Source organism: Novosphingobium humi (genome assembly GCF_028607105.1).
Taxonomy (GTDB): Bacteria; Pseudomonadota; Alphaproteobacteria; order Sphingomonadales; family Sphingomonadaceae; genus Novosphingobium; species Novosphingobium humi.
Genome location: NZ_CP117417.1, coordinates 2,620,731 through 2,640,144, shown reverse-complemented (window position 1 = coordinate 2,640,144; position 19,414 = coordinate 2,620,731). Strand labels below are relative to the sequence as shown.

At 66.9% G+C, this 19,414-nt stretch carries 17 protein-coding genes and 1 tRNA gene; 12 read left to right on the top strand and 6 right to left on the bottom strand.

What is annotated here, in order from left to right:
* Positions 1-6: 6 nt before the first annotated feature.
* Positions 7-891, top strand: coding sequence for a helix-turn-helix domain-containing protein (locus PQ457_RS12410; protein WP_273617131.1), 885 nt, complete (start codon positions 7-9; stop codon positions 889-891).
* Here the strand turns inward: PQ457_RS12410 and PQ457_RS12405 are convergent.
* Positions 888-1,526: a TetR/AcrR family transcriptional regulator gene (locus PQ457_RS12405; protein WP_273617130.1), complete on the bottom strand. Its 639-nt coding sequence runs from the start codon at positions 1,524-1,526 to the stop codon at positions 888-890. The two genes, PQ457_RS12410 and PQ457_RS12405, sit on opposite strands and share 4 nt — an antisense overlap.
* Positions 1,527-1,629: 103 nt before the next feature.
* On the opposite strand from PQ457_RS12405, the gene PQ457_RS12400 reads away from it, so the two are divergent.
* Together PQ457_RS12400 and PQ457_RS12395 are read left to right on the top strand one after the other, a co-directional pair.
* A complete protein-coding gene (locus PQ457_RS12400; protein WP_273617129.1) occupies positions 1,630-2,550 on the top strand; it encodes an MBL fold metallo-hydrolase in 921 nt (306 codons plus the stop codon).
* 50 nt (positions 2,551-2,600) lie between these two features.
* Positions 2,601-3,560 carry an MBL fold metallo-hydrolase gene (locus PQ457_RS12395; protein ID WP_273617128.1) on the top strand — a complete coding sequence of 320 codons (960 nt, stop codon included), beginning with the start codon at positions 2,601-2,603 and terminating at the stop codon, positions 3,558-3,560.
* Positions 3,561-3,649: 89 nt separating this feature from the next.
* Here the strand turns inward: PQ457_RS12395 and hcp are convergent, their stop codons facing one another.
* Positions 3,650-5,290, bottom strand: coding sequence for a hydroxylamine reductase (gene hcp, locus PQ457_RS12390; protein ID WP_273617127.1), 1,641 nt, complete (start codon positions 5,288-5,290; stop codon positions 3,650-3,652).
* A gap of 97 nt (positions 5,291-5,387) precedes the next feature.
* On the opposite strand from hcp, the gene PQ457_RS12385 reads away from it, so the two are divergent.
* Genes PQ457_RS12385 through PQ457_RS12355 form a run of 7 tightly spaced genes read left to right on the top strand, consistent with a single transcriptional unit; the run spans position 5,388 to position 14,407 of the window.
* Positions 5,388-5,789, top strand: a complete 402-nt coding sequence (locus tag PQ457_RS12385) for an RrF2 family transcriptional regulator (protein WP_273617126.1) — start codon at positions 5,388-5,390, stop codon at positions 5,787-5,789.
* 3 nt (positions 5,790-5,792) lie between these two features.
* Positions 5,793-6,902, top strand: a complete 1,110-nt coding sequence (locus tag PQ457_RS12380; RefSeq protein ID WP_273617125.1) for an HPP family protein — start codon at positions 5,793-5,795, stop codon at positions 6,900-6,902.
* Positions 6,903-6,955: 53 nt separating this feature from the next.
* Entirely contained in the window at positions 6,956-7,660 is a 705-nt protein-coding gene (locus tag PQ457_RS12375; RefSeq protein ID WP_337958469.1) for a response regulator transcription factor, read from the top strand.
* Positions 7,657-8,991, top strand: a complete 1,335-nt coding sequence (locus PQ457_RS12370) for a sensor histidine kinase (protein WP_273617124.1) — start codon at positions 7,657-7,659, stop codon at positions 8,989-8,991. The genes PQ457_RS12375 and PQ457_RS12370 overlap by 4 nt, the downstream gene beginning before the upstream one ends.
* Positions 8,988-10,358, top strand: a complete 1,371-nt coding sequence (locus tag PQ457_RS12365) for a TolC family protein (protein ID WP_273617123.1) — start codon at positions 8,988-8,990, stop codon at positions 10,356-10,358. The genes PQ457_RS12370 and PQ457_RS12365 overlap by 4 nt, the downstream gene beginning before the upstream one ends.
* Complete coding sequence (locus tag PQ457_RS12360) at positions 10,355-11,323, top strand: efflux RND transporter periplasmic adaptor subunit (protein WP_273617122.1); 969 nt, start codon at positions 10,355-10,357, stop codon at positions 11,321-11,323. The genes PQ457_RS12365 and PQ457_RS12360 overlap by 4 nt, the downstream gene beginning before the upstream one ends.
* Before the next feature lie 3 nt (positions 11,324-11,326).
* Complete coding sequence (locus PQ457_RS12355; RefSeq protein WP_273617121.1) at positions 11,327-14,407, top strand: efflux RND transporter permease subunit; 3,081 nt, start codon at positions 11,327-11,329, stop codon at positions 14,405-14,407.
* 18 nt (positions 14,408-14,425) lie between these two features.
* Here the strand turns inward: PQ457_RS12355 and PQ457_RS12350 are convergent, their stop codons facing one another.
* A complete protein-coding gene (locus PQ457_RS12350; protein WP_273617120.1) occupies positions 14,426-14,671 on the bottom strand; it encodes a helix-turn-helix domain-containing protein in 246 nt (81 codons plus the stop codon).
* 301 nt (positions 14,672-14,972) lie between these two features.
* A tRNA-Val gene (locus PQ457_RS12345) sits at positions 14,973-15,047 on the bottom strand.
* A gap of 110 nt (positions 15,048-15,157) precedes the next feature.
* Between PQ457_RS12345 and PQ457_RS12340 the strand changes: the two genes are divergently transcribed.
* Positions 15,158-15,466, top strand: coding sequence for a DUF3297 family protein (locus PQ457_RS12340; protein ID WP_273617119.1), 309 nt, complete (start codon positions 15,158-15,160; stop codon positions 15,464-15,466).
* Positions 15,467-15,539: 73 nt separating this feature from the next.
* On the opposite strand, the gene PQ457_RS22180 is transcribed toward PQ457_RS12340, so the two are convergent.
* Positions 15,540-16,277, bottom strand: coding sequence for a CHAP domain-containing protein (locus PQ457_RS22180; protein ID WP_337958468.1), 738 nt, complete (start codon positions 16,275-16,277; stop codon positions 15,540-15,542).
* Positions 16,278-16,474: 197 nt separating this feature from the next.
* Here PQ457_RS22180 and der point away from each other — a divergent pair, with 197 nt between their 5' ends.
* Entirely contained in the window at positions 16,475-17,860 is a 1,386-nt protein-coding gene (gene der, locus PQ457_RS12330; RefSeq protein WP_273617118.1) for a ribosome biogenesis GTPase Der, read from the top strand.
* 56 nt (positions 17,861-17,916) lie between these two features.
* Here the strand turns inward: der and PQ457_RS12325 are convergent, their stop codons facing one another.
* Positions 17,917-19,362, bottom strand: coding sequence for a tetratricopeptide repeat protein (locus PQ457_RS12325; protein ID WP_273617117.1), 1,446 nt, complete (start codon positions 19,360-19,362; stop codon positions 17,917-17,919).
* Between the last annotated feature and the right edge of the window lie 52 nt (positions 19,363-19,414).

Sequence of the window (19,414 nt, the reverse complement as noted above, 5' to 3'; positions counted from 1 at the left end):
GCCCCCATGGCCAAACCGCATCAGATCCGCCGTTATGCGCTTTATGGCGAAGGCAATCATGCGATTGCCCCGGAATTCCTGCATATCGAAACGATCTCTGCCCGATCGAGCCAGCACGAGTGGACGATTTCGCCCCACGCGCATCCTGGTATTTTTCAACTCCTTCTGCTTGATGGCGGCCATGGCGATCTGGTTGATGACACCGGCATCACCCGGCTCGATCCGGTCAGCCTGGTGGTGGTGCCCTCGGGCTGCGTCCATGCGTTCCGCTTTGCCACCGATGCGCAAGGCTGGGTGCTTTCGCTGGCCGATGCGTTGCTCCATGATCGGCGGCTGGCGGGGCTGCTGGGCGATGGTGGGCTGGGCGGGCATGGCGCGCGGCACCGCCTGTTGCCGCCCCCCTCGGCGCGGCGGCTTGGCTGGCTGATGGCCGATCTGGCGCAGGGGGTGGCCGATGGCGCGCAAATGTTGCCCGCTTCATTGGTGGCGCAACTGGCGCTGGTGCTGGCGCTGGCCGCCGAAGGATTGAGCGCCGCGCCCAATCCGCCGCGCAGCGGGCATGACGCGCTGGTTGCCCGCTTCAAGGCTCTGGTCGAAGCGCATTACACCCAAGGCTGGGGTGTGCAGGATTACGCCGCCCATCTGGCCACCACCGCGCCCACCTTGACCCGCGCCTGTCGCGCCGTGCTGGATCAGGCCCCGGCCGAAGTGGTCCAGCAGCGCCTGCTGCTCGAAGCGATGCGCCTGCTCACCTATACGGCCAGCAGCATCGGCCAGATCGCCTCCACGCTGGGTTTTGCCGATCCGGCCTATTTCGCCCGCTTTTTCAAAGCGCGCACCGGACGCACCGCCTCGGATTTCCGAGAGAGCCGGGCATGGGTGTCGGCCTAAATGTAATTCCGAATTTCCCGGATGAACATGTCGAGGTCGATCGGCGGCTCGGCCCGGTTCAGGCACGCGGGAAAGAAGATTTCGGAAAAGAACAGGCTGCGCAGCAACAGGCCGATCTGACGCGCAGAACCCGCCGGATTGGCCGCGCCCAGCCGGGCAAAGATCGGTTCCCATCGGTTTTGCCGGGCCAGCATGACATTTTCGACCAGTTGCATCAGCTCCGGGTCGCGCCGCGCCATCAGGAAACATTCATAGCGCGCCAGCACAAAGGTCCCGCGCGCCTGAGCCGCCACGAATTGCCACATCTCAAAGCAGCATTGCGCCACCACTTCCACGCTGGGCGCATCGCCGCACAGCGTCTCGATGCGGTCGACAATCTGGTCCATCTGCTGCGCGTCGCGGGCAAAGACCGTGCGTATGGCCATGGCCACCAGATCCTCGCGCCGCCGGAAATAGGCCGAGGTCGTGCCTTCGGGCAGGCCCAGATGGCGGTCAAGCGCACGGTGGGTAAAGCCGCGGCTGCCATATTCGCCCAGCACTTCGAGCGCGGCCTGTGCCAGTTCCTCGCGCCGGTTGCCTTTGGCTGGGGCTTTGTCGCGGGCGGGCGCTATGCTGGGGGGGGCAAGATCGGTCATGTCGCCCCCGTCTTGCCCTTCCCGACCTCGCTTGACAAGGATAGGTGTATTCTACAAACGTAGAATCATGACAGCGGCTTGCTGAACCCGCGAAAGGAGAGTGATGATAAAACACCGGATCGGCCGGGGGCTGGCCATGGCGGCCCTGATGGTGGCGCAGGCCGGATGGGCGGCCGATGCCCCGCCCGCAGGCAATCGTCTGGTCCTGCTGGGCACGGGCGGCGGACCTGGCGGGCGGGCGGACCGCTCGGGCATCGCCACGTTGCTGGAGGTGGCGGGCCACCGCTATCTGATCGATGCTGGCGGCGGCGTCTCGCGCCAACTGGCGCAGGCGGGCGTGGCCGAGCGCGATGTGCCTCTGGTGTTCCTGACCCATCTGCATGACGATCATTACGCGGGCCTGCTCAGCCTCGCCAGCTTTGCCTGGTCGACGCGCGGGACGGGGATGCAATTGCTGGGTCCGGCGGGTACGGTTGACCTTGCCCATGCGCTGGGCGCGGTGATGGAGGTCAACGCCCGCATCCGCAACGCCGAATCGGGACAGGATCGTCCGGTTTCCGCTTTCCTTGCCGCGCGTGATCTGGCGCCGGGCGCGGGCTTTGCCGACGGTATCGTGCGCGTGAGGGCCTTGGCCAACAGCCATTACAGGCTGATGGACCACGCCCGCGCGCCCGGTGCGCAATCGCTATCCTATCGCTTTGAGGCGGGCGGCAAGGCGGTGGTCTTTACCGGCGACACCGGGCCGATGGCGGGCCTGGCCGAATTTGCGCGCGGGGCCGATGTGCTGGTGGCCGAAATGGCCACGGCGGCCGACCGCGCGATGGTGCCGCCCCCGGTTCAGCGCCACATGGATGTCGAACATCTCTCGCCCGCGCAGGTGGGCGATCTGGCCACGCGGGCGGGGGTGCGCAAGCTGGTGCTCAGCCATGTGGGCCATGTGGACGAGGCCGATCTGGCGCAGGTGCGCGCCCATTACGCCGGGCCGGTCGTGCTGGGCGCCGATTTGCAGAGCATCGCATTTTGAAGAGACAACCGGCGCGGCCCTTTGCCTGCGCCCGGAAAAGGGAGACGATCATGGCGAAGAAACTGATCCTGCTGGCGGGCCTGCTGCTGGCGCAACCTGTCGCGGCCCAACCTGTCGCCGCGCCTTATACATGGGTGACGCTGGGCACAATGGGCGGGCCGATGCCGCGTCCGGGGCGCAATGAACCGGCCAATCTGCTGGTCCGCGCGGGCGAGGCGCATCTGATCGACACCGGCGATGGCGCGATGACCGAGATGGCGGACGCGGGCGCCGACTATCCCGATCTGCGCACCATCTGGATCAGCCATATCCATTTCGACCATCTGGGCGGGCTTTACGCGGTGCTGGGCCTGCGTCTGCAGACGCGTACGGTCAGGCCGCTGACCATCTATGGCCCGCCGGGGATGAAGGAAATCGTGGCGGGCCTGATCGCGGCGATGCGGCCCAGCGCGCGCTCGGGCTTCGGCATTCCGGGCGAAGTGCCGATCGATCCGGCGACCAATATCAACGTGGTCGAACTTGACGATGGCGCGGTGGTCAAGCTGGACGCATTCACCGTTCGGGTGGCCACCAATACACACTACAGTTTTACCCCCGGCAGCCCCGAAGAGCATACCTATCGCTCGCTGTCCTATCGCTTTGATCTGCCGGGGCGCTCGATCATCTATACCGGCGACACCGGGCCCAGCGAGAAGGTGACGCAACTGGCGAAGGGGGCGGACATGCTGGTGACCGAGATGATCGATCTGGACAATACGCTGGCCCAGATGGATCGCCGTGTGCGCCATATCTCGCCCGAGGAAAAGGCGCATATGGCCGAGCATCTGACGCGCCATCACCTTTCCACGCAGGCCATCGGCGAAATGGCGGCGCGCGCGGGCGTGGGCAAGGTGGTGGTCACCCATATCGCCGGGGGGGCGGTGCAGGGCGCCGATGCGCTGTATCGTGATCAGATCGGGCGGCTGTTCAAAGGCCCCGTGGTCATCGCCAAGGATATGGAACGGTTCTGACGGGGGGATCTGTCCGGCCATTGCTGCCCTAAGGCATGGCCCAAACTTGGGCGGCCCCGGTTTTTGCGCCGGGGCCGCCGATCTTTGCCTTATGCCGCTTCCAGCATCCGGGCCAGATCTTCCTTCGCTTCGCCGGTCGGGCGGATGTCGAAGTTTTCGACCAGCACGCCCAGCACTTCGGGCGTCAGGAATTGCGGCAGCGTGGGGCCAAGGTGGATCTTTTTGATCCCCAGATGCAGCATGGTCAGCAGCACGGCGGTGGCCTTCTGTTCAAACCAACTGATCGCGTAATGCAGCGGCAGGTCATTGACCCCGCAGCCCAGCGCGCCCGCCACCGCCATCGCCACCTGAATGGCGGAAAATGCGTCGTTGCACTGGCCCATGTCCAGCACGCGCGGCACGCCCTTGATGTCGCCCATATCCTCGCGGTTGAAACGGAACTTGCCGCAGCCCAGCGTCAGCACGAGGCTGTCCTTGGGCGTGGCGACGGCCAGATCGTGGAAATAATTGCGGCCCGGACGCGCTCCGTCGCAGCCGCCGATCAGGAACAGGTTTTTCACATCGCCCTTGCCGATCATGTCGAGCAAAGTGTCGGCCACGCCCATCACGGTGTTGCGGGCAAAGCCGGCCGGGACGCGCTGTTCGGGCGCATCGGCGGCAAAGCCGGGCTGGGCCAGCGCGCAGGCGATGGCGGGGGCGAAATCATGGTCGGTCAGATGCGGAATACCCGCCCAGCCCACCGGCCCTGCGGTAAAGATCCGGTCGCCATAGCCCTTGATTTCCGGGTTGATCAGGCAGTTGGAAGTCATCACGATGGCGCCGGGGAAGGCGTCGAAATCGCGCTGCTGGTCCTGCCATGCGCCGCCGTAATTGCCGACCAGATGGGCATATTTCTTCAGCCCCGGATAGGCGTTGGCAGGCATCAGCTCGCCATGGGTATAGACATTGATGCCCTTGCCCTGCGTCTGCTGGAGGATGGCCTCCAGATCGCCCATGTCATGGCCCGACACCAGCAGCGCCTTGCCCGCGACGGGGGTCATGCGCACCATCGTCACTTCGGGATGGCCGAAACGGGTGGTGTTGGCCGCGTCCAGCAGTTCCATCACTTTCAGGTTCATCGCGCCCACCGCCAGCGATTGCGCGATCAGCGCGGCCATGTCGGTCGGGTCGGCGGCCAGAAAGGCCGAGATGCGGTGGAATTCGGCGCAGATCGCCGCTTCCTCATGGCCCAGCACGCGGGCATGTTCGCTGTAGGCCGCCGTACCTTTAAGGCCATAAAGGATCAGGTTGCGCAGGCCCGTGATGCTGGGGCCATCGCGGTCCATAAAGCGCTGGATCGCGGCAAAGGGGGCGGCGGCGGCCCATTCCTCGGCGTTGGCGCCGGGGTTCCATGTGGCCGGTTCGGGCAGATCCGACAGGTCGGCGCCCGCCGCGATGGCGCAGGCCTTCGCCCGCTCGCGCATTGCCAGCGCCTGCGTGATCAGCGCATCGAAACGGCCTGCGTCGAAATTTACATTGGTCAGCGTGGTGAACCACGCGTGTGGGGTAAAGGCGTCGACCTGTTCATCGCGCGCGCCCTTGGCCGCCGCCCGGTCGGCATAGGCCGAGACCCCCTGCATCAGGCGCAGCAGCACGTCCTGCATGTCGGCCACGGTTGCGCTCTTGCCGCAAGAGCCGACTTTGACAGCGCAGCCGCCCTTGTTCGATTGTTCGCATTGGACGCAATACATGGGGGATCTCCAGATAAGATGACTTTCAAAACCCACTTATCCGCGTCCGGGAAAGATTCATTTGAGATGAATCAAATTGCATCTTATTGCCCAACCCATGCAATTGACCCGACACACCGATTATGCGCTGCGCCTGCTGATTGATCTGGCCCAATCCAATAAGGCTCAGTTGGAGGGCGGCCGCGTGGCGATTGCCGATGTCGCCGCCGCGCAGGATATTTCGCGCACCCATCTGATGAAGATCGCCAACCAATTGGCCCATGCCGGTTTTATCGAGGCCACGCGCGGGCGCGGGGGCGGCATCCGGCTGGCCCGCGATCCGGCGGACATCAATATCGGGGCTGTTGTTGCCGCGATGGAGCCTGATTGCGGGATGGTCGATTGCGCGGGCTGCGCATTGCTGCGGCGCTGCGGCCTGCCGGGCGTGTTTGCGCGGGCGCGCGGGGCCTTTGGCGATGTGCTGGCGCAATATTCGCTGGCCGATGTGATGGAGCGCTGAGCCATGCGCGTCATGCACGGTCTGCTCCATTGGGTCGGCGTCCAGAGCGCGCCCACGGCCTCGCGCCTGTGGACGGCGGGGCTGGGCGCGGCCTTCGGCATTCTGGCGGCGGGGCTGGTGGTGCGCTTCTGGCCCGAGCTGGGGCCATCTTGGTTGGGATTGGGCCTGCCCTTGCTGATCGCGCCCATCGGGGCCTCGGCGGTGCTGCTCTTTGCCGTCCCGGCCAGCCCTCTGGCCCAGCCCTGGGCGATTGTGGGCGGCAATACGGTCTCGGCGCTATGCGGCATTTTCTGGATGAAGGTGCTGGGCGATCCGGCCTATGCGGCCTGCCTTGCCGTGGCCAGCGCGATTGTGGCGATGAGCCTTGCGCGCTGCCTGCACCCGCCGGGCGGGGCCTGCGCGCTCACCTGTGTCATCGGGGGTAAGGCGGTGGTGGCCGCAGGCTGGTCCTTTGCGCTGGTGCCGGTGGCGCTGGACAGCGCCTTGCTGGTGGCCTTTGGCGTTTTGTACAATTCGGCGGTGCGGGGCAATTATCCCCATCGCGCGGTGCAATTTGCCGCGCCGGGGCCTGCGCGGGCGGGCTTTTCGATGGCGGACATCGAATCGGTCCTCTCCCAATATGACCAGTTGCTCGACGTCAGCAGCGAGGATCTCGACACTTTGTTCCGTCAGGTCGAAACCCGCGCCTATCGCCGCTTGCAGGGCACGATCCGCTGCGACCAGATCATGCGCGAGGATGGCCTGACGCTGCGGCCTGAGGACGGTTTGGCGCGGGCGGTGGCGCTGTTTGGCGGGCATCGGATCGGCGCGCTGCCTGTGATCGATGCGGAGGGGCGGCTCGAAGGATTGCTGCGCCTCGACAGCCTCGTCTCGGTGGGCGAAGAGGCGCGGGTGGAGCAGGTGATGGACACTTCGCCCTGTATCGCCGCGGCCGATGCGCCGATTGACGAATTGCTGCCGATCCTGTCGGGCGGGATGTATCACGAGGCGCTGGTGGTCGATGCGCGCGGGCATCTGCTGGGCATGATCACCCAGACCGACCTGCTATCGGCCCTGTGGCGCGGCCATATTGCCGAACAGATCGCCCTGCACGAAGGGGGCAAGGCCGGATAAACCACGCGCGATGGTTGGCAAATTGTATCCACCATCGCGCATCGGAATGGGCTATGCGGTGGCCAAAGCCGCTGGAGAGCCTGATCCGCATGAACATTCTTCTGGCCGAGGACGATCCCGATACGCGCCAATTCGTCGAGGATGCCCTCGGCGAAATGGGGCATCGCGTGATGGCGACCGCCAGCGGTGCGCAGGCGTTGGAATGGGCGCGCGATTCCGGTGCCGATATTCTGGTGCTCGACCGGATGCTGCCCGATATGGACGGGATCGCGGTGCTGCGCGCGCTGCGCGGGGGCGGGCTGGGGATGCCGGTGCTGATGCTGACCGCGCTGGGCCGGATCGAGGACCGGGTTGATGGGCTGGATGCGGGGGCCGATGACTATCTGGTCAAGCCCTTCGCCATCAGCGAGCTGGTCGCGCGGATCAACGCGCTGACGCGGCGGACGGCTCCGGTGGATACCGGCCCCGCCTATGGCGGCATTATGCTTGATCTGCGCACGCGGCAGGTGACGCGCCAGGGGCGCGTGATCCTGTTGCAGCCGCGCGAATTCCGCCTGCTTGAAGAACTGGTGCGGGCGTGCGGGGGCTTTCTTACCCGCACAATGCTGCTCGAGAGGGTGTGGGATTTCCATTTCGACCCGCAGACCAAGATCGTCGAAACCCATATGAGCCGGTTGCGCTCAAAACTGAACGAGGGCTTTGCCGAGGATGCCATCGAAACGGTGCGCGGCATGGGCTATCGGGTGCGCGGATCATGAGCTGGCTGCGGGCCAGCGCGGCGCGGCGCATCGCGCTGATCGGGTTTTGTGCCTATGCGGTGGCGATGCTGCTGGTGGCGGGGGCGGTTTTTCTCGCCACCCATGCCGCCTTTTCGCGCCAGATCAATCTGAGCGTCGAACATGCCAGCGCCGCACTGATGGCCGAATATCGCGACGATGGCCTGGCCGGCCTGTCGCGCGCGGTGGCAATGCAGCGCAGCCCCGGCCCGATCTCGCTGGGCACGGCGGTGTTTGCGGCCGACGGGCGGCATCTGGCGGGCAATCTGGCCACGGCTGCCCCGGCGCCGGGCTGGCACCGCATCACCTTTCTCGACCCCCTCGAAGGCCCCGACACCGCGCGCGCCAAGGTCACGCTGCTGCCGGGCGGCGAACGGCTGGTGGTGGCCGCCGATCTGGAGGATCTTCAGGCGATCGACCGCGCGATCCTTGGCATTTTTGCCGTGGCGATGCTGGCGCTGCTGGGCATTGGCGTGGGCGGTGCGCTGGTGCTGGCGCGTTATCTGCGGGGCAAGCTGGCGGTGATCGAGGATACCGCCTCGGCCATTGTTGCGGGCGATTTTGCCCGCCGCGCGCCGATGGGCCACAATGGCGACGAGTTCGACCGCGTGGCCGCCTCGCTCAACGCCATGCTCGATCAGATCACCTCGCTGATCGCCAATCTGCGACAGGTCAGCGCGGATCTCGCCCATGATCTGCGCACGCCGCTCACGGGCCTGCGCAACCATCTCGAACGAATGGCGGCCAATGGCGGCGAACAAGTGGCCATGGCGCTGGCCCGTACCGATGAGGTGCTGGAACTGTTCGAGGCCATTCTGCGCATTTCCGAGGTCGAGGAGGGCAGCCTGCGCCGCGCCTTTACCCGGCTCGATCTGTCCGGCCTGTTGGGCGAATTGTCCGAAACGCTGGGCCTGCTGGCCGAGGATGCGGGCAAGAGGCTCGAGACGCGCTGGCATCCCGGCCTGATGGTGCTGGGCGATCGGCAATTGCTGGCGCAGGTGCTGATCAATCTGGCGGAGAATGCGATGCGCCATACGCCGCCGGGGGCGGCCATCGAGGTGTCGGTGCTGGATCATGCCGATGGGGTGGCCTTGCAGGTGCGCGACAATGGCCCCGGCATTCCCGAGGCCGACCGCGCTCGCGTGCTGCGCCGTTTCGTGCGGCTGGAATCCTCGCGTTCCACCCCCGGCCATGGGCTGGGCCTCAGCCTCGTGGCCGCGATTGCCGATGCCCATGGCGCGGCGCTGACATTGGGCGATGCGGGGCCGGGCCTGATCGTCACCCTTACCTTTCCGCGAAAGAGCGCGTCATGAAATTGCTGAAATTGTCCATCGGGCTGGGGGCTTGCGGCCTGCTGGCGGGATGTATGCATGCCCCGCCGGTGCCGGTGGACCTGAACGCGCAGGTCTCCGCCGCCGCCAGCGCCGCCTATGATCCCGCGCAAGTGGCCGCCGCCGTCCGCGCCATGGCCCCCGGTGCAAAGGTTGCCCCCGATGCGCCTGACCGGCTTTCGCTGCTGGCCGCGCTGATGCTCTATGATCCGCGCATTGCCCAAGCGCAAAAGGCGCTGACCGTGGCGATGCGCGAGGCCGCCTCGGCGCGCAAAGTGGGCCAGCCCAGCTTTGCCCTGACCGGGCAATATTCGAACGACCCCACCACCGAGCCATGGCAGGCCAGCCTTGGCGCCAGCCTGCCGCTTGATTACGGCGGGGTGAAAGCCGCGCGTCTGAGGCGAGCCGATGTGGCGGTGCTGATCGCGCGCCATGATCTGGCCGAGGTGATCTGGGCCGAGCGCATGGCGGCGCGCGGGGCCTTGATCGACCTGCTGGTCGCCCGGATGCGCGGCCCCTTGCTGACCCAACAGGCTGCGATCCGCGCCCAGATTCTCGACGCCACCGATGCCCGCCTGCGCGCGGGAGAAGGGGCCGCCATCGAGCGCGACAGCGCCCGCATCGCCGCACGGCAAGCCCAGCGCGCTCTGGACGACAATCGCGCCGCCATCGCGGACGCGCGCGCCCGTCTGGCCGCCACGCTGGGCCTGCCGCAATCCACTTTGCCCGATTTTCTTTGGGCCGATTTTGCCGACCCGGCCAGCGCCGCGCCGGTGCCTGATGCCGCGCTGGCCCATGGCGCGGTGGTCGCCCGCGCCGATGTGCTGCGCAGCGTTGCCGCCTATGACCAGAGCGAGGCGGACCTGCGCGGCGAACTGGCGCGGCAATATCCGCAAGTCACGCTGCAACCCTCGATGACATGGGCGGGCGGTCCGATGACCTTGCCCTTTGGCCTTGGCCTGTCGATGCCCTCTTGGGACGCCAATCGCGCCACGATCCGCGCCGCTCTGGCCCGGCGAGAGGCGGCGGGCGCGGCGATCCATACCGCCATCGCCAATGCCCTTGGCGCCATCGACACCGCCGCGCAGGAAAGCCGCGCCGCGCGGCTGGCGCAGGCCCATGTGCAGACCGGCGAATGGCCCGCCGCCATGGCCGCCGCCCGCCGCGCGCAGCAGCGCCTTGCCATGGGCGAGACCGCCCGCATTGAGACGCTGACCATGCAGGCAGGCGCGCTCGATGCCCAACTGACCCTTACCGATGCGCTGGGGCGCGTGCAGCGGGCCGATGCGGCGCTGGAAGATGCGCTGCGCCGTCCGCTCTCCGGCCCCGAAATGGAGATCAAGCGATGAAACAGCCCCTTGCCGTGGCAGGCTATATTCTGGGCGGCGCGCTGGCGGGCGCGGCGCTGCTGCATTTCGCCTCGGGCGCGAATGTGCCGGATGCCGATGATGCGCCCAAGAAGGAGGCAGCCGAACCGGCAGAAGCCGATGGCGCGCTGCATGTCGATGCAGCAAAGATCGGGCTGCAACTGGCTACGCTGCCAGCCACAACGATCAGCGCGGGACAGCAGGGCTATGCCCGCGCGATCGACCTGTCGCCTCTGGCTGCGATCGGGGCGGAGATCACGGCGGCGCAGGCGGCGGTGGCGGCATCCGGCGCGGAGGCGGCGCGGCTGAATGAACTGGCGGCGCAGGATGGCAATGCCTCCCGCCGCGAGGCGCAGGCCGCCAGCGCGCAGGCCGCCAGCGACAAGGCCCGTTTGACGCTGGCGTGTCAACGCGTGGCGCTGGAATTTGGCGCGGGGCTGGCGCGGCTGGGCTGCAACGCGATACCGGGCCTGGCGCGTGAGGCGGCGGCCGGAACGCGCTCGGTGATCCGCATCGACATGCCCGCCGGTCCTCCGCCCGCAGGCGCGATGGTCGAAGTGGGCGAGGGCGCGCAGATGAAGCGACTGCGCGTGCTTGGCCCGGCGGTGGGCGGCGATGCGCAATTGCAGACCGCAGGCGTACTGGCCATCGCCGATGGGACGGCCAGCGTTGGCCGCGTTCTGCCCGCGCGGATGGGCGCAGCGGCCGGGCAGGCGGGCGTTTTGGTGCCGCGCGCGGCGCTGGTGCGCTCCGATGGCGCACTCTTCGTCTATCGCGCGCGGGGCAAGGATGGCTTTGAACGCATCGCGCTGACCGGCGCGGTGGCGGGCGATGCGGGATGGCAGGTGCCGGTTGGCGCGCTGCATCCGGGCGACCGCATTGTTGTGGAGGGCGCGGGCACCTTGCTGGGGCTGGAACATGCGGCCCCTGCGGGCGGGGATGATTGAGCCATGCTGACCACGATTGTCCGCCAATCTTTGCGCTATCCCTGGCTGGTGCTGCTGGCCGCGCTGACCTTGCTGGCCAGCGGGATCATGGTGCTCCGGCAAGCGCCCTTTGACGTATTCCCCGAATTCGTGCCCCCGCAGGCCAGCGTGCAGACCGAGGTGCCGGGCTTTACCCCGCTTCAGGTCGAACAACTGGTCACGCGCCCGCTGGAGGCGGTGATCAACGGGGCCAACGGGGTGGAAACGGTCCGTTCGGAATCGATTCAGGGCCTCTCGGTCATCAACATCACCTTTCGTGAGGGTTCCGACCCCTATCGCGCGCGCCAGCAGGTGTCCGAGGCGCTGGCCGATGCCGCCGCGCGCCTGCCCGCCGGATCGGGGACGCCGCGCCTGACGCCGCTGGTGTCCTCGACGATGGACCTGCTCAAGGTCGGGCTGGTCAGCGACAGGATGACCCCGATGCAATTGCGCGAGTTGGCCGAATGGACCTTGCGGCCGCGCCTGTTGGCGGCGCATGGGGTGGCGCGGGTCAATGTCTATGGCGGCGATGAACGCCGGATCGAGGTGCGCGCGCGGCCCGAAGCTTTGCTGACGCGCGGGCTGACGCTTTCCGATCTGAGCGCGGCGGTCAGCCGGGCGGTGGCGGTCAATGGCGGCGGTTTTGCCGATACGCATAACCAGCGCATCCTGATCGATCCGGGCGCCAGCGCGACAACGGCGCGGGCCGTGGCCGATGCGGTGCTTAACCGTGTGGGCGGTGGCACGGTGCGGATTGGCGATGTGGCCGATGTGGCCGACACGGCCGCGCCGCGTTTTGGCGATGCGCTGGTGATGGGGCGGCCGGGCGTCCTGCTGACCGTATCGAGCCAGTATGGCGCCAACACTCTGGACGCCACGGCGGCGGTCGAGCAGGCGCTGGGCGAATTGAAGCCTGCTTTGGCCAGCAGCGGGGTGAAGGTCTATCCCGCGCTGCATCGTCCGGCCAATTTCATCGAGACGGCGCTGTCGGGTATCGGGCGCGATCTGGTGGTGGGCGCGCTGATGATCGCGGCGGTGCTGTTTGCCTTCATGCGCCGGTGGAAGGTGGTGCTGATTGCCTTTCTGTCGATCCCGCTTTCGCTGGTGGCCGCGCTTTTGGTGCTCAACGCCTTTGGCATGACGATCAATGTCATGACGCTGGGCGGGCTGGCGGTGGCGCTGGGCGTGGTGATCGACGATGCGATTGTGGATATCGAAAATATTGTGCGTCGCCTGCGCGAGGCGGGGGCGGGTGTGGATGCCGATACGCGCCGCGCGATCATCGAACAGGCCAGCGTCGAGGTGCGCGCGCCGGTGGTCTATGCCACTTTCGTGCTGGGGCTGACCATGCTGCCGGTGGTGTTGCTCAGCGGGCTGCACGGGGCGTTCTTTGCGCCGCTGGGGCTGGCGTTTTTGCTGGCGACGATGGCCTCCCTGCTGGTGGCGCTGACGGTGACGCCCGCTTTCTCGCTGCTGCTGCTGGGCGCGGATGAACATGCGCAGGAACCGCGCGCGCTGACCCGGTTCAAGGACCGGCATCAGGCGCTGGTCGCGCGGATCTGCGCCCATCCGGTGCGGGCAGGCTGGGCGCTGGCGCTGATCGGGGTGGTGACGCTGGGGGGCTTTTACGCCTTGAACAGCGAGTTGCTGCCCGCTTTTCGTGAGCGGCACTATGTGCTGGGCATAAAGGGGCCGCCGGGCGCGTCCTTTGACTGGATGCGCGCGACCGGGATCAGGATTTCGAAGCAATTGCTGGCCATCCCCGAAGTGCTGAGCGTGGAAGAGCAGATGGGCCGCGCCGAGGCAGGCGAGGATACATGGCCGCCCAGCCAGGGCGAATTCCACGTGCGCCTCAAAGCCGTTTCGGCGGCGGGCGAGGACCATGCGCTGTCGGAAATCCGCCGGATTCTGGCCGATACGCCCGGTATCCAGAGCGAGACGACAACCTTCCTTGGCGACCGCATCGGGGAATCGCTCTCGGGCGAAACCGCCTCGATCTCGGTCAGCGTGCATGGTGCGGATCTGGACGAACTGGACCGCGTGGCGGCGCAGGTGGCAGGCGTCCTTTCCGCCACGCCCGGCGCGGTCGAGGTGCGGGTGAAATCCCAGCCCGGTGCGCCCGCGCTGGGGGTGACGCCCGATCCGGCGCGCATGGCGCTGCATGGGGTCAGCGCGGGCGATGCGGGCGATGCGATCCGCGCGACCTTTGCAGGGCTCAGCGCGGGCCAGATCAGCCTTGCAGACCGCACGGTGGATGTGGCCATCAGCGTGCCGCCCGCCCTGCGCCAAGACCCCGAAGCGCTGGGCAATGTGATGGTGCGCGGGAGCGGCGGCAGCGCGGTGCGTTTGGCCGACATCGCCACGATCTCGCTGGGCACAGCGCGCGCCACCATCGAGCATGAGGGCGGCCAGCGCCGTCAGGTGGTGACGGCGAACGCCGCCGCCGGGGCCAATGTGGGCCGGATCGTGGCCGCCGCACAGGCGCAGATCGCGGCCAGGATCAAGCTGCCGCCCGGCGTTTATCTGTCATGGTCGGGCGCGGCCGAGGGGCAGGCGGCGGCCTCGCGGCAATTGCTGAGCCATGTGGCGTTTACCGCGATCGGCATGGTGGCGCTGCTGGTGCTGGCCTTTGGCGGATTGCGCCCGGCGATGCTGGTGCTGGCGGGGCTGCCGTTGGCCATGGCAGGGGGCGTGGCGGCCGTGGCGCTGACGGGCGGCGTGGTGTCGCTGGGTGCGCTGGTGGGCTTTATCACGCTGTTCGGCATTTCGGCGCGCAACGCCATCTTGCTGATTTCCCACGCCGATCATCTGGTGGCCGAGGAGGGGGCGGACTGGTCGATGGACACGGTGCTGCGCGCGGTGCGTGAGCGCGTGACGCCGATCCTGCTGACCGCGCTGGTGACGGGTTTTGCGCTGGTGCCGCTGGCGCTGGAAACCGGGCAATCGGGGCGTGAGATTCAGGGCCCGATGGCGCTGGTCATTCTGGGTGGGCTGGTCAGCTCGCTGCTGCTCACGCTTTTGTTGTTGCCCGCGCTGGTGTGGCGCTGGCGGCACCGGCGCGGCTAGGGCCGATGCCGGGCCGCTTCAGCCAGCGCCGAAAGTGGCGGCAATGCGCGCCGCCACCTCGGTTGCTTCTGCTGCCATCAGGTTCAGCGCCTTGGCGGTGTCCTGCATCAGGCCCGCGCTGATCGGCCTTTCGCCGTTGATGAAGCGGCGGATTGCCCTTTCATCAATGCCCAGACGGCGCGATGCGGCGGTGGTGCCGCCAAGGACCTGAATGCAATGGGCAAAATGCTCCGGCATGTCCTGAATGGCCGATGGTGCGCTCATGGTCTCTCTCTGTAAACGGTGATAAGTGTGCCGGCGATTGCGGCAAGGCCCATGCCCTCGTCAATCCCCGACCTCGCGAATCGCGCCTGTGGAGGAGGCCGCCTTATCGCTGCCCCTTGAGCATCGCGGCGGCCCCATGATCGCAAGGGGTTGGGCCATGGGCGAGGCGACAGGGAATGGGGGCAACCGCAAAGGCGAATGCCTTGTCGAGGCCCTGAACAGCTCTGATGCAAATGAATGATCTGGGGATTTGCCCGGGTTAACTTCCAACCATAACTTCCTGAATTATCCTGGGAAGTCATGGTGGGCGCGACAGGGATTGAACCTGTGACCCCACCCGTGTGAAGGGTGTGCTCTACCGCTGAGCTACGCGCCCGCTGGCATGGTGTCGGCTTCGTTTCGAAGCGTCTCCGTTGCCGGGAGCCGCGCCTCTAAAGGGGTTTGTTTGCGTTGACAAGTGGGTAATGCAATTTATTTCACGCATCCATGACTGACACCGAAAACACCCCCGCCGCATCGGGCGCCGCCGCCGGCGATACCCCGCCCGATCGCCTTGCCATCAACCCCAAGAGCCCGTTTTTCGACGCGGACAAGCTGCAGCGCGGCATCGGCATCCGTTTCAAGGGCGTGGTGCGCAACAATGTCGAGGAATATTGCATTTCCGAAGGCTGGGTGCGCGTTCAGGCGGGCAAGAGCTTTGACCGCAAGGGGCAGCCGCTTACCATCAAGCTGAACGGCCCGGTTGAGGCCTGGTACGAGGATCTGGGCGACAATCCGCCCATCGCCGCGGCCTGAGCCCCTCACGAAAAAGGTCCGGGTGCGAACCCGGACCTTCCCCATCGACTGCTACTTCGAATTTCTGCGGGTTTCAGCGGCGCGAATAGGCCGCGATGATCGCCCCGATGGGGTCGCCCAGATAATGCCCCAGCGTCGAGCCGTGATTGGCCCCGACATAGGAGCGGCTCTCGCCCACGGGCGTGTTGTAGATAAAGCCGGCGACCGGCCAATGCGTCGTGCCCAGCCCGCCGAGCGGCTGATACCACACGCGCACCTCGCTCCAGTCATTGCGCGCCGACACGTCCATGGCCAGCACATTGTCCTCGATCTGTCCGCGCTCGCCGCCCAAGGGGCTCCAGTTGGCATGGCGCACCAGCACCCTGCGCGAATCGAGGATCCGGCTGACCGTGGCGACATGGCCCAGCACCATCGGCCCATAGGGCTTGAACGCCATCACCGCGCCCACGCGGGGGGTGAAGCCGCGCTGGTAACGCCCTGCGGCCTGATCCCACCATGTATGCGCATCGCCGCGCAGTTGGATGCCCGACACCGTGCGGGCATAGGGCACGCATTGCAGGAAAGTGCTGCTGGGGGCGGCCACGACCTGCTGGCTGCGCGGGACGATCCGGCCGTTCTGATTCGCCAGATCGACAAAGGCGACCGCGAATCGCGCCGGGGCAAGGCGGTTGGTGGCCAATCGGCCCGGGGTTCCGGTGCGCCCTGCCGCCTGGGCGGGCAAGGCGCCCATAACCGAGGCCCCCATCAGCGCGATGGCCAGAGCCTTTGCCATGGTCTTGCCCGGCGTCTTGCTGATGAGGTGTTGCGTCATGCAAAGAAACTACGTCGCGACAGGTTATGGCACTGTCGCAAGGTTTGGTTACCTGCCCCGTAACCTTTGGCCTGATTACTACCTATGACGCCGATGGGCCGCGATGGGCGGCAAAAGCGCGTCATTTCGGGGCGGGGAGGACGGGGATGCGCCGTTTTGCTTGCCAAAAGCGCGTTCTTGTGAGCAGGGCTTATGCCATGTCCCGTCAGATTATCATTATTGGCCGACCCAATGTCGGCAAATCAACCCTGTTCAACCGCCTCGTGGGCAAGAAGCTCGCGCTGGTGGATGACCAGCCGGGCGTGACTCGCGACCGCCGCTTTGGCGAGGCGAGTCTGCTGGGGCTGGATTTCACCATTGTCGATACCGCCGGGTGGGAGGACGACGATCCCTCCAGCCTGCCGGGCCGTATGCGCGCCCAGACCGAGGCCAGCCTTGAGGGTGCGGATATCGCGCTTTTCGTGGTCGATGCGCGCGCCGGGATCACCCCGCTCGACGAGGAAATCGCCCGCTGGCTGCGCGAACAGCCGGTGCCGGTGATCCTTTGCGCCAACAAGGCCGAGGGCCGCGCGGGCGACGGCGGCCTGTACGAGGCCTTCAGCCTGGGCATGGGCGACCCCGTGCCGATCAGCGCCGAGCATGGCGAGGGCATGGGCGATCTGTTCGAGGCGCTGCTGCCCTATTTCGAGGGCGACGAAGAGGAAGAGGAATTCGAACCCTTCGATCCCGACGATGAGGACGCGATCAACAACGCGCCCTTGAAGCTGGCGATTGTGGGCCGCCCCAATGCGGGCAAGTCCACCCTGATCAACGCCCTGCTGGGCGAGGATCGCCTGCTGACCGGGCCGGAGGCGGGGATTACCCGCGATTCGATCGCCATCGACTGGGTCTGGATGGACCCGGAAACGCATCTGGAGCGCCCCGTCCGCCTGATCGACACCGCCGGTATGCGCAAAAAGGCGCTGGTGGTGGAAAAGCTGGAGCGCATGTCGGTGGCCGACGCGCGCCGCGCGATCGACTTTGCCGAGGTGGTCGTGCTGCTGCTCGACGCGACTCGCGGGCTGGAGCATCAGGACCTGAAAATCGCCAGCATGGTGCTGGAAGAAGGCCGCGCCCTGATGATCGCCATCAACAAATGGGACGTGGCCGAGGACGCTTCGGGCCTGTTCAACGGCATCAAGGCGGCGCTGGACGATGGTCTGGCGCAGGTGCGCGGCCTGCCGCTGATGAGCGTTTCGGCGCGCACCGGCAAGGGGCTGAACCAGATGATCGCTGCGGCCTTCAAGCTGCGCGCGGCATGGAGCAAGCGTGTGCCCACCGCCGCGCTCAACCGCTGGTTCGACGATGCGCTGGCCGCCAATCCGCCGCCCGCGCCCGGCGGCAAGCGGATCAAGCTGCGCTATATCACTCAGGCCAAAACGCGCCCGCCCGGCTTCGTGCTGTTCGGCACACGCCTCGACGATCTGCCGATGTCGTATCAGCGCTATCTGATCAACGGCATCCGGCGCGAACTGGGCTTTGACGCGGTGCCGGTGCGTTTGACATTGCGCACGCCGAAGAATCCTTTCGCGACCAAGAAATAAGAAAAAGGGCTGCTCCGGACGGGGCAGCCCTTTTCACATGGCCGAGGTTAACTGGTTCAGCGACCGCGACCCTTGGGGGATGCGAAGGCCAGAGCCGCTCCCTGCGTATTGCCCGAAGCCTTGTTCTGGACGGGCTGGGCCGGGGTGGTCTTGGGCAAATTGCCGGCATGGGCAAAGCAGGCCCCGCCGCTCCTGCGGATCGAGGCGCATTTGCTGTTCGCGGCCGAGGCATTGAATCCGCGCACCGAGACGCGCCAGAACTGGCGGTTTTCAACCATCGCGGTGGTCACTTCAACATCGGCGGCGGCAAAGGATTTTTCGCGGCTCAAAAAGGCCTTTCTGGCGCGCAGGGCATTCTTTTCCGAGAGGAATGCGCCCAATTGCACGACGTGCGTTCCAGACGGGCTGTGCGATTCGCCGCCGACCGCATCGGTTGAAAGGGCGTGCCTGGCTTTTGTTCTGGCGCGTGGCGTGTGGACCGCCATGGCGACCGGGCGCGCCGCGGGGGCGGGCATGGCGATGGCATGGAAAACCGGCGCGGGCGGCGTGAAGGTTTCGGTCTGGGCGACAGGCTGGCTTTGGGCCAGAGCGGGCAATTCGCCGGCAGGAGCCGATTCGCTGACCGGGATCAGGGTGGCCGGAGCCGCATCGGCAAGGGTTGCCTCAACCGGGGCCGGGCTGGCCGGAGCCGGATTGATCGGTGCTTCAACCGGCGCGGCGGCGGCCACGGCGGGCGCGGCCATCGGCGCGGGTTCGGCCAAAGCCATCTGCGCCGGGGCCTCGCTCTTGTTCAACGCCAGTTGCATCGGCTGGCCCGCATCGGGCGCCAGTTCGACGCCCAGCAGGCTGGCCACGCGCTGGCGGGCGGCTTCGGGGCGGGCGGCGGCGGCCCATTCGGTCATGCGGGCGTCCACCTTGTCGGCGGGCAGGTCCATGGCCACAATCATGCGCGACTCGGCCCAGCGGCCCGCCAGCGCATAGGCATAGGCCAGATTCGCGCGCAGCTTGTCGCTCTTGTCGCCCGCGCGCAGCGCATCGGCCAGCAGCACGCAGCCCTTGTCGCCTTCGCCCGCCAGCGCCAGCGCCAGACCAAGGTCGGCCACCGGAATCACATTGTTGCCGCTTTCCAGCGTTGCCAGCGCGGCGTCATTCTGCCCGCTGCCGATCTGGGCCAGGGCCAGCGCCAGCAAGGTGCGGCCCGACGTGTCGCCCAGCGTCACCGCATCGGACAGCGCGGTGGTTGCCGATTGAAAACGCCCGCTTTTCAGATAGGCCCGGCCCAGCATCGCGCGCAGCGAAGCCTCACGCGGGCTCTGCGCAACCGACGCCTCGGCCAGCGCGACGCCCTTGTCGCCATCGCCCTTGGCCAAAGCCGCTTCGACCGCCTTGGGCTTGGGTTTGCCACGGGCCATCGCGGGCTGGGCCGCCCCGGCGGCCATCAGCGCCAGAGTCAGGGATAACGGCAAGGCGGCGTTAAGCGAAAAAGAACGGCGCGCGATCATGGTCGGCTCCTGCATCGGTTTGCGGGCGCGCAAGGCAGGCCACCCGGCGCAA

What these genes read in the sequence shown, in the direction of transcription:
- PQ457_RS12385 (WP_273617126.1), top strand. Translation starts at nt 5,388, where the DNA reads ATGCAATTGACCCGACACACCGATTATGCGCTGCGCCTGCTGATTGAT.
- PQ457_RS12350 (WP_273617120.1), bottom strand. Translation starts at nt 14,671, where the DNA reads ATGAGCGCACCATCGGCCATTCAGGACATGCCGGAGCATTTTGCCCAT.
- PQ457_RS12405 (WP_273617130.1), bottom strand. Translation starts at nt 1,526, where the DNA reads ATGACCGATCTTGCCCCCCCCAGCATAGCGCCCGCCCGCGACAAAGCC.
- der (WP_273617118.1), top strand. Translation starts at nt 16,475, where the DNA reads ATGTCCCGTCAGATTATCATTATTGGCCGACCCAATGTCGGCAAATCA.
- PQ457_RS12355 (WP_273617121.1), top strand. Translation starts at nt 11,327, where the DNA reads ATGCTGACCACGATTGTCCGCCAATCTTTGCGCTATCCCTGGCTGGTG.
- PQ457_RS12325 (WP_273617117.1), bottom strand. Translation starts at nt 19,362, where the DNA reads ATGATCGCGCGCCGTTCTTTTTCGCTTAACGCCGCCTTGCCGTTATCC.
- PQ457_RS12400 (WP_273617129.1), top strand. Translation starts at nt 1,630, where the DNA reads ATGATAAAACACCGGATCGGCCGGGGGCTGGCCATGGCGGCCCTGATG.
- PQ457_RS12410 (WP_273617131.1), top strand. Translation starts at nt 7, where the DNA reads ATGGCCAAACCGCATCAGATCCGCCGTTATGCGCTTTATGGCGAAGGC.
- PQ457_RS12375 (WP_337958469.1), top strand. Translation starts at nt 6,956, where the DNA reads ATGCGGTGGCCAAAGCCGCTGGAGAGCCTGATCCGCATGAACATTCTT.
- PQ457_RS12370 (WP_273617124.1), top strand. Translation starts at nt 7,657, where the DNA reads ATGAGCTGGCTGCGGGCCAGCGCGGCGCGGCGCATCGCGCTGATCGGG.
- PQ457_RS12365 (WP_273617123.1), top strand. Translation starts at nt 8,988, where the DNA reads ATGAAATTGCTGAAATTGTCCATCGGGCTGGGGGCTTGCGGCCTGCTG.
- hcp (WP_273617127.1), bottom strand. Translation starts at nt 5,290, where the DNA reads ATGTATTGCGTCCAATGCGAACAATCGAACAAGGGCGGCTGCGCTGTC.
- PQ457_RS12340 (WP_273617119.1), top strand. Translation starts at nt 15,158, where the DNA reads ATGACTGACACCGAAAACACCCCCGCCGCATCGGGCGCCGCCGCCGGC.
- PQ457_RS12395 (WP_273617128.1), top strand. Translation starts at nt 2,601, where the DNA reads ATGGCGAAGAAACTGATCCTGCTGGCGGGCCTGCTGCTGGCGCAACCT.
- PQ457_RS12380 (WP_273617125.1), top strand. Translation starts at nt 5,793, where the DNA reads ATGCGCGTCATGCACGGTCTGCTCCATTGGGTCGGCGTCCAGAGCGCG.
- PQ457_RS12360 (WP_273617122.1), top strand. Translation starts at nt 10,355, where the DNA reads ATGAAACAGCCCCTTGCCGTGGCAGGCTATATTCTGGGCGGCGCGCTG.
- PQ457_RS22180 (WP_337958468.1), bottom strand. Translation starts at nt 16,277, where the DNA reads ATGACGCAACACCTCATCAGCAAGACGCCGGGCAAGACCATGGCAAAG.